Genomic DNA, 7,133 nt, shown 5'->3' with positions numbered 1-7,133 from the left:
TCTTGGTCGGGAACCCGTCTACCAGGAGCTTCGTCGTTCCGTACAGCCCGCACCGACCAACACCACAGCCCCACGGTCAGGTTGAAAAGCGCTCACTGTCCTGCTCAACGCACCCCTCCCCAACCGATCACTTCCAACACAAATCATGGCTCATCAGAGCGGTGATCTGCCCCGTTCGGTCTACCGGGCCTCGAACGGCGGCCAGCACTTTCGCGACAGGCCCTAAGCGTCGACGTCACGGCCCGCGACCGCGACAGCCGCCTCCTGATCCTGCAATGCAGGCAATACCAGAGCCCGGTCCGATCGGGACACGTGCAGAAATGCAACGGGACAGCTCGCCCGGGTCGAACGGGAGGCCGTGAGAGGGGGCGACGGGGGGAGCCATGCGGTGCGGGCCGCCTGGTGCCGCGCCGCCGGGCCGTGGGATTCCGGCCGCCGCACGAATCCGCGGTCCGGCTTCGCGGGTCAGCCCGCGAAGCGGGCGCCGAGGCCTCCGTCGACGGGGATCTCGGCGCCGGTGATGCCACGGGCGCCCGGTCCGAGCAGGAAGGCGACGGCCTCGGCCACGTCCTGAGGTTCGCACATCCGCCGCATCGGGTGCACGTTCACCACCTCGGCCTCGGCTGTTGCGGGGTCGGGCTGGGCGGCGAAGTAGTCGCGGACGAGGGCCGTCCGGGTCCAGCCCGGACTGACCGCGTTGACCCGCACCCCGTGCGGCGCGAGTTCGAGGGCCAGGCTGCGGGTCAGCCCCAGCAGACCGGACTTGGCCGCCGCGTAGGGGAAGTACCCGGCGGAGGTGAGGCGGGCGTGCAGGGAGGCCACGTTGACGATCGAGCCGGTCTCGCGCTCTCGCATGGCGGGGATCAGCTGCTTGGCGACGAGCCAGGCGCCTTTGAGGTCGACCGCGAAGACGCGGTCCCATTGGTCGGAGGTCATCGCGGCGGGGTCGAAGTAGGCGTTGATCCCTGCATTGTTGACCAGCAGCGTAGCCGGTCCGAACCGTTCGGCGACGGACCCGGTGGCCGCGGCGACGCCTGCCTCGTCGGTGATGTCGACGGCCAGCGGCAGCATCCGGTCCGCGTGGGCGGCATGGCGGTCGGCGACGCGTTCGAGTGCGGCCTCGTCGCGGTCCAGCACCGCGACGGCGGCCCCTCCTGCCAGCAGGGTGTCGACGACAGCCTCGCCGATGCCCTGGGCCCCGCCGGTGACGATGGCGGTGCGGTCCTGGAACGGGTACGGGCTCACAGTGCCTCCCTGTGGGTGGCGCCGCCGGTGGGACGGGCGGCGATGGTGGTGGACGGGACCCCGGGGGCCCCGGGGTGCAGGACGGCCGGGCGGGCGGGCGGTGCCGATGCGCCGACCTCAGCGGCCAGCACCCGGCCGTCGTGCCGGGGGGCGCCGCCGGGCCGGGTCTCGTCGGGGCGGTCGTCAGGCAGCGGAGTGAGACCGATGGCTGCGGTAGTCACGAACAGGGTGCCGTCGACGAGCGCGGGGCTGGTGGGCTGGACGGCGGGGAGCGGCAGAACGGCGGTGAGGGTGCCGTCCGGTGCGTAGCGGTGGACCGCTCCGGCGCCCCAGACCGCTACCCAGAGCTGGCCGTCGTCGTCCACCGTCATGCCGTCCGGGCTGCCGGCGTCCGGGGCGAACGCGGCGAACGCGGTCCGGTCGAACAGTCGCCCGTCGTCGGGATCTGCCCGGAAGCGGTCGATGCGGCCCTCGGCGCTGTCGGCCTGGTACATCACCGTCCCGTCGGCCGTGAATGCCGGACCGTTGGGGATGGTCAGCCCGTCCAGCACGGTGGTGACGGACCCGTCGTGATCGACTCGGTGGAGCCGTCCGAGGCCGCGCTCCGGTCCGTAGGGCATGGTGCCGAACCAGAAGCGTCCCGACGGGTCGCAGCATCCGTCGTTGACGCGGCTGCGCACGGGATCGGCGGCGCCGGGGTGGGCCAGCCAGGTGAGGCTGCCGTCGGGGGCGATCACGGCGGCGCCGGTCCCGGCCGCCGCCAGCCAGTGTCCGGGCAGGCCGGCCAGGGGTGCGACGGCGCCCAGCGGGACGTCCAGGCGCAGCAGGACGGCCCCGTCGCCGGGGGTGGTGGGGTCGAGGGCGGTGAGGGTGCCGTCAAGGATGTCGACGGTCACCAGGTGGTCTCCGGTGTGGCGAAGGCCCTCGCCCAGTTCGCGCCGGTGGGTGTTCCAGGGGCGGAACGCCGGTGGAACGGTCGCTCCGGTCGGGTGGCGGGTCAGGGCTCTCTCCTTCTGGTCCGCCGCGCCCTTCCGCAGATAGGGGGGCGGGTGCGGGGCTGCGGGTGCGTCAGCGGGGGCGTGTCCCGGGCGGGGCACGGTGGGGTGGTCAGCGGAGCGTGGCGCCGTCCTCCCTGTCCAGCAGGGTGAGTTCGCGGCGTTCGGGCAGCCCCTGCCAGTCCCCCAGCGAGCCGACGGCGAAGGCGCCCATAGTGTTGGCGCGTTCCAGGCGGTCGCGCGGTCCGAGGCCGTCGAGCAGCCCCGACAGCAGGCCGGCGGTGAAGGCGTCGCCGGCGCCCACGGTGTCGCGGACCGTGACGCGGCGCGCGGGAGTGTGTTCCCGGTCCCGCGGGGTGTGCAGTTCGGCTCCGTCGCCGCCGAGTTTGACGGCCACCTCCCGGGTGTGGCCGCTGGACAGCAGGGACCGGACGCGGTCGGTGGTGGTGCGGGCCGAGGGGTCGGTGACCAGGGCGAGTTCGTCGTCGGAGGCGATGACGAGGTCGGCGTCCCGGGCCAGCGGGCGCAGGACGTCGGCGGCCTCGGACGCGCTCCAGAGCCGGGGGCGGTGGTTCACGTCCAGGCTGACCAGGATTCCCGCGGTCCGGGCGGCGTGGACGGCAGCACGCACCGCGTCCAGCGGCTGTGGCCCCAGGGCGCAGGTGATGCCGGTGACGTGCAGGACGCGGGCGCCGCTGAGCATGTCGGCCGGCACGTCTTCGGGGCACAGTCGGGAGCCCGCCGAGCCCGCCCGGTAGTACTGGATGCGTGTGAGGTCGGCGATCCGCGGTTCGGAGAGCAGCAGCCCGGTCGGTCCGTCGTGGTCGGTCCGGGCCCCGGTGACGTCCACGGACTCGGCGCGCAGGGTTCGCAGGACCAGGGTGCCCAGTTCGTCGTCACCGACCCGGCCGATCCAGCGGACGCGGTGTCCGAGCCGGGTCAGCCCGATGGCCACGTTGGACTCCGCTCCGGCTACCGAGAGCCGGAGGTCGGGCCCCGTCCGGAGCGGGCCGGACGCCCGGAGGACGGCCATCGTCTCCCCGAGGGTCACTACCTCGGGGGCTGTTTGGAGGCTCATTCCCCCTCCCGGTGGCGTGCGAGGGCGGCGAGGAAGGCGCGGCACCGCTCACGCAGCGCGTCCGGGTCGCCGCCGTGTGGGGCGTCCCCCATGATGGGCGACCCCACGCCGACGGCGAGGGCCCCGGCCTCCAGGTAGGCGTGGGCGGCCTCGGCTTCCACGCCCCCGGTCGGTACGAAGGGGACCTCGGGTAGTGGTTCGCGCAGGGACCGCAGATAGGCCGGGCCGCCCGCGGAGGCGGGGAAGAGCTTGACGGCGGAGGCGCCCTCGGCGACCGCCCGGACGATCTCGGTGGGGGTCAGCGCCCCGGCGACGACGGGCAGTCCGAGCGCGTGCGCGGTGGCGCTGCCCTCGGCGAGCGCGGGCGTGACGACGAAGGCGGCGCCGGCCTGCTGGACGGCGCGGGCGTCGTCGCCCGTGAGCACCGTGCCGGCGCCGATGAGGGCGTCACCGGCCTCCCGGGAGGTGCGTGCGATGATCCCGGCCGCGTCCGGGGTCGTCAGGGACACCTCGATCAGGGCGATGCCCTCCTCGCGGAGGATGTGCACGGTCCGCTCTGCGGCCTTCGTGTCCGTGCCTCGGACGATGGCGATCACGCGTTCACTGCGGAGTCGGTCGGTAAGGCTCATGCGGGTCATTCCTCGGGGCTGCGGTGGGGATGCGGGGTCGTGATCCGGCGGGGGTGTCACCACTCGGCGAACGATCCGTCCGGGTGGCGCCAGAGCGGGCTGCGCCAGGGGGCGTCCGCCGCGGCATCGGCACGGCGGACCGCGTTCTCGTCGACGGTGATGCCCAGCCCTGGTCCCGTGGGGCGGGCGACGTGTCCGTCGGTGAAGCGGAAGACCTCCGGGTCGACGACGTAGTCGAGGAGTTCGGCGCCGTCGTTGTAGTGGATGCCGATGCTCTGTTCCTGGATCAGGAAGTTGGGTGTGGCGAAGGCGACCTGGAGCGAGGCGGCGAGCGCGATCGGTCCGAGGGGGCAGTGCGGTGCCAGCTGGACGTCGAAGGTTTCGGCGAGGGAGGCGATCCGGCGCAGTTCGGAGATGCCTCCGGCGTGCGAGGGGTCGGGCTGGGCTACGGCGATCCCGGCGGTCAGTGCGGGCAGGAAGTCCCAGCGCGAGTACAGGCGTTCGCCGGTGGCGATGGGCACGGTGGTGGAGCGGACGAGCGGTTCCAGCAGCCGGGTGTGCTCCGGGGTGACGGGCTCCTCGGCGAACAGGGGGTGCAGTTCCTCGAGGGCGGCGAGCAGGCGTCGCGCGCCGGCGGGGCCCAGACGGCCGTGCAGGTCCACGGCGACGTCCCGGCCGGGGCCCAGTACCTCGCGCGCGGTGGCCACGCGGGCGTGCGCGGCGGCGATGCCGGCCGCGCCGCCCAGGCGTCCGGTGAGGCCGGTGGCGTTCATCTTGACGGCGGTGAATCCGGCCTCGACCTGGGCGTTGACGGCGTCGGCGATCTCGGCCGGTTCGTCGCCGCCGACCCAGCAGTAGACCCGGGCCCGGTCGCGGACGGCGCCGCCGATCAGGTCGTACACGGGGACGCCGAGCGCCTGGCCCCGGATGTCCCACAGAGCCTGGTCGATGCCGGCGACGGCGCTGGAGAGCACCGGTCCGCCGCGGTAGAAGGTGCCGCGGGTCATCACCTGCCAGTGGTCCTCGATGTGCCGGGGGTCCAGCCCGACGAGGTACTCGGCCAGTTCACCGACGGCCGTACGGACGGTGTCGGCGCGGCCCTCGACCACCGGCTCCCCCCAGCCGATGATCCCTTCGTCCGTCTCGATACGGCAGAAGAGCCAGCGGGGCGGTACCCGGAAGGTCTCGATGCGGGTGATCTTCATGGTGCTTCTCGGTCCTCCGGTTCGGTGCCGTGCCCGCTGTTTCGGCCGGTGCGGTCGTCGTCCGCCTCGGCCCCGGTGCGGGTACGGGAGGGGTCTGCCGTGCGGGCGAGGTCGGCGTCGGCGCGGGCGAGCAGTGCCCGCATGGCCTCCTCGGCGGCGGACGGGTCCGCGTCGCGTACGGCGCGCAGGACGGGTTCGTGTGCGGGGACCGGGTCGTCGGCCTCGGCGGAGTGGACGAGCCGGTCGCGTTCGGCCAGGGCCGGTCCGATGAAGACGTCCATGCGCTGGAGCAGTTCGTTGTGGGTGGCCCGGAGCAGGGCGCGGTGCCAGGCGAGGTCGGCCTCGGCGGCCTCGGCCGGGTCGCCGGAGGTCTCCCCCATGCGGGCGAGGGCCGTCTCCAGCGCGGTCAGGTCTTCCTCGGTGCGCCGTTCGGCGGCCAGGCGGGCGGCGGCGGGTTCGACGACCAGGCGGAGCTCGGCGAGGTCCCGCAGGACCAGTTCCGGGGTGTCGGCGGCGAACTGCCAGCGGATGACGTCGGCGTCGAGCAGGTTCCAGTCCTCCCGGGGGCGGACGAACGTGCCGCGTTTCTGCCGCGCGTCGACCAGGCCTTTGGCGGTGAGCACTTTGACGGCCTCGCGCAGCACTGTCTGGCTTATGCCGAGTTCGTCGATGAGGGAGGTCATGTCCAGGGTCTCCCCCACTCGCAGGCGTCCCTGCACGATGCGGGTGCCGACCTTCTCCACGATCTGTCCGTGCAGGCCTCTGCCTACGTACTCGGCCATGTTCCGTCCCTTCTCGCCCCGCACGCCCCGCGCGGTGCGCACACCCCACTCTATATAATTTATGAATTAAAATGGGTGCGGATTCCGCTCTCCCCGACGGTGATGCGGGCCACTCGCGCCCTGCCGCCGCCGGGCAGCGGTGCCGTCAACTCCCAGCGCCCGTAATGCTCCTGTCCCTCCGGCAGGCGGATGCCGCAGGCCCTCCCCGGCTCCAGCGTGCCCAGCACGAGCGGCCGCGCCCCGGCCGGACCGCGCGCTTCCAGCCGGCCTGCGGCGTACGGCACGAAGACGCCCTCCGCCCCGTCGCGGGGCGGCCCCGCCCAGTAGCCGGCCGGGGTCACCGCCCGGACCGGGCCGGCCGAGGGCCCGACACCGAACTCCACTTCCAGCGCGGCCGACGCCCCCGGCGCCAGCGTCGTCAGCGGCCCCAGCGCCTCACATTCGACGACGTGGTCACGCGGCCGCAGACCGCCCAGATGAGGCAGCCCCTCCGCCAGCGGGCACTCCATCCACACCTCGGCGCGCGACCCCTCGTCGGGATAGGAGCCCTCATGGACGGTGAATCTCTGCGCCAGGGTGCGTTCCGGCCCGACGTGCGCAAGCCATCCCGCGGAGTCGGGGAAACCCACCTTCCCGACGACATCCTGGTGCGGTACGTACAGCACGTCGGCAGCGGCCTCCAGCACCTGCGGCCAGCCGGTGCCGGCGACCAGCGGTACGGTGGACGGCCGCCCGGACCGGGCGCGGCCGAGGTAGACGCCCTCGGCACCTGCCGGGCTCGCCGGCGGCGCCCCGGCGATCTGGGTGACGTTCCACAGCGCCCAGCGGCGTTCCACGGCCGACGTGTTGGTCATCATCAGGTGCAGGCCGAAGGCCGTGCTGCGGGGGCGGAGTACGATCCGGCGCTCCAGCCGCAGGCCGGTGCGGGGATCGTCGCCACTGGTCAGCACGAGCGCCGCTGTGCCGTCCCGCTGTTCGACCCGTGCGGTGTACGGGCCGGAGTCCAGCACCGGGTCCGGGGGGCCCGCCCACTGGCCGGGGCCGTCCCAGCCCTGCGGTGCGGGCCAGGTCTTGTCGCCGCCCCAGTTGAGCCAGTCGGCCATCGAGGACGTGCCCGTACGGGACGTGGCGGCGTCCTTCCAGGAGGCCGTGGTGGACGTCCTCACCCGCAAGGCCGTCCGGGCCTGCAAGGACGAGGG

General features: G+C 73.6%; 7 protein-coding genes. All 7 read right to left on the bottom strand.

Annotated elements, in window-relative coordinates; all coding sequences use genetic code 11:
• Positions 1–465: 465 nt before the first annotated feature.
• On the bottom strand, positions 466–1,245 hold the full coding sequence (locus tag ABT001_RS35460) for an SDR family NAD(P)-dependent oxidoreductase (RefSeq protein ID WP_351285767.1): 780 nt from the start codon (positions 1,243–1,245) through the stop codon (positions 466–468).
• On the bottom strand, positions 1,242–2,342 hold the full coding sequence (locus ABT001_RS35455) for an SMP-30/gluconolactonase/LRE family protein (RefSeq protein WP_351285765.1): 1,101 nt from the start codon (positions 2,340–2,342) through the stop codon (positions 1,242–1,244). Before ABT001_RS35455 ends, ABT001_RS35460 begins: the two co-directional genes overlap by 4 nt.
• A gap of 10 nt (positions 2,343–2,352) precedes the next feature.
• A complete protein-coding gene (locus ABT001_RS35450) occupies positions 2,353–3,318 on the bottom strand; it encodes a sugar kinase (protein WP_351285763.1) in 966 nt (321 codons plus the stop codon).
• The gene (locus ABT001_RS35445) at positions 3,315–3,947 is read right to left on the bottom strand and encodes a bifunctional 4-hydroxy-2-oxoglutarate aldolase/2-dehydro-3-deoxy-phosphogluconate aldolase (RefSeq protein ID WP_351285761.1); all 633 of its coding nucleotides are present in this window, start codon (positions 3,945–3,947) and stop codon (positions 3,315–3,317) included. Before ABT001_RS35445 ends, ABT001_RS35450 begins: the two co-directional genes overlap by 4 nt.
• Positions 3,948–4,003: 56 nt before the next feature.
• Positions 4,004–5,152: a galactonate dehydratase gene (gene dgoD, locus ABT001_RS35440; protein ID WP_351285760.1), complete on the bottom strand. Its 1,149-nt coding sequence runs from the start codon at positions 5,150–5,152 to the stop codon at positions 4,004–4,006.
• The gene (locus ABT001_RS35435; protein WP_351285759.1) at positions 5,149–5,934 is read right to left on the bottom strand and encodes a FadR/GntR family transcriptional regulator; all 786 of its coding nucleotides are present in this window, start codon (positions 5,932–5,934) and stop codon (positions 5,149–5,151) included. The genes dgoD and ABT001_RS35435 overlap by 4 nt, the downstream gene beginning before the upstream one ends.
• Before the next feature lie 59 nt (positions 5,935–5,993).
• On the bottom strand, positions 5,994–7,133 hold a 1,140-nt coding region (locus ABT001_RS35430), incomplete at its 5' end, for a hypothetical protein (RefSeq protein WP_351285769.1).

It is taken from the genome of Streptomyces sp. NPDC002793 (assembly GCF_040295485.1).
Taxonomy (GTDB): domain Bacteria; phylum Actinomycetota; class Actinomycetes; order Streptomycetales; family Streptomycetaceae; genus Streptomyces.
This window is presented reverse-complemented; position numbering and strand designations above follow the sequence as displayed.

Excerpts from the sequence above, each read along its gene's own strand:
- ABT001_RS35445 (WP_351285761.1), bottom strand. The coding sequence starts at position 3,947 with ATGAGCCTTACCGACCGACTCCGCAGTGAACGCGTGATCGCCATCGTC.
- dgoD (WP_351285760.1), bottom strand. The coding sequence starts at position 5,152 with ATGAAGATCACCCGCATCGAGACCTTCCGGGTACCGCCCCGCTGGCTC.
- ABT001_RS35450 (WP_351285763.1), bottom strand. The coding sequence starts at position 3,318 with ATGAGCCTCCAAACAGCCCCCGAGGTAGTGACCCTCGGGGAGACGATG.
- ABT001_RS35435 (WP_351285759.1), bottom strand. The coding sequence starts at position 5,934 with ATGGCCGAGTACGTAGGCAGAGGCCTGCACGGACAGATCGTGGAGAAG.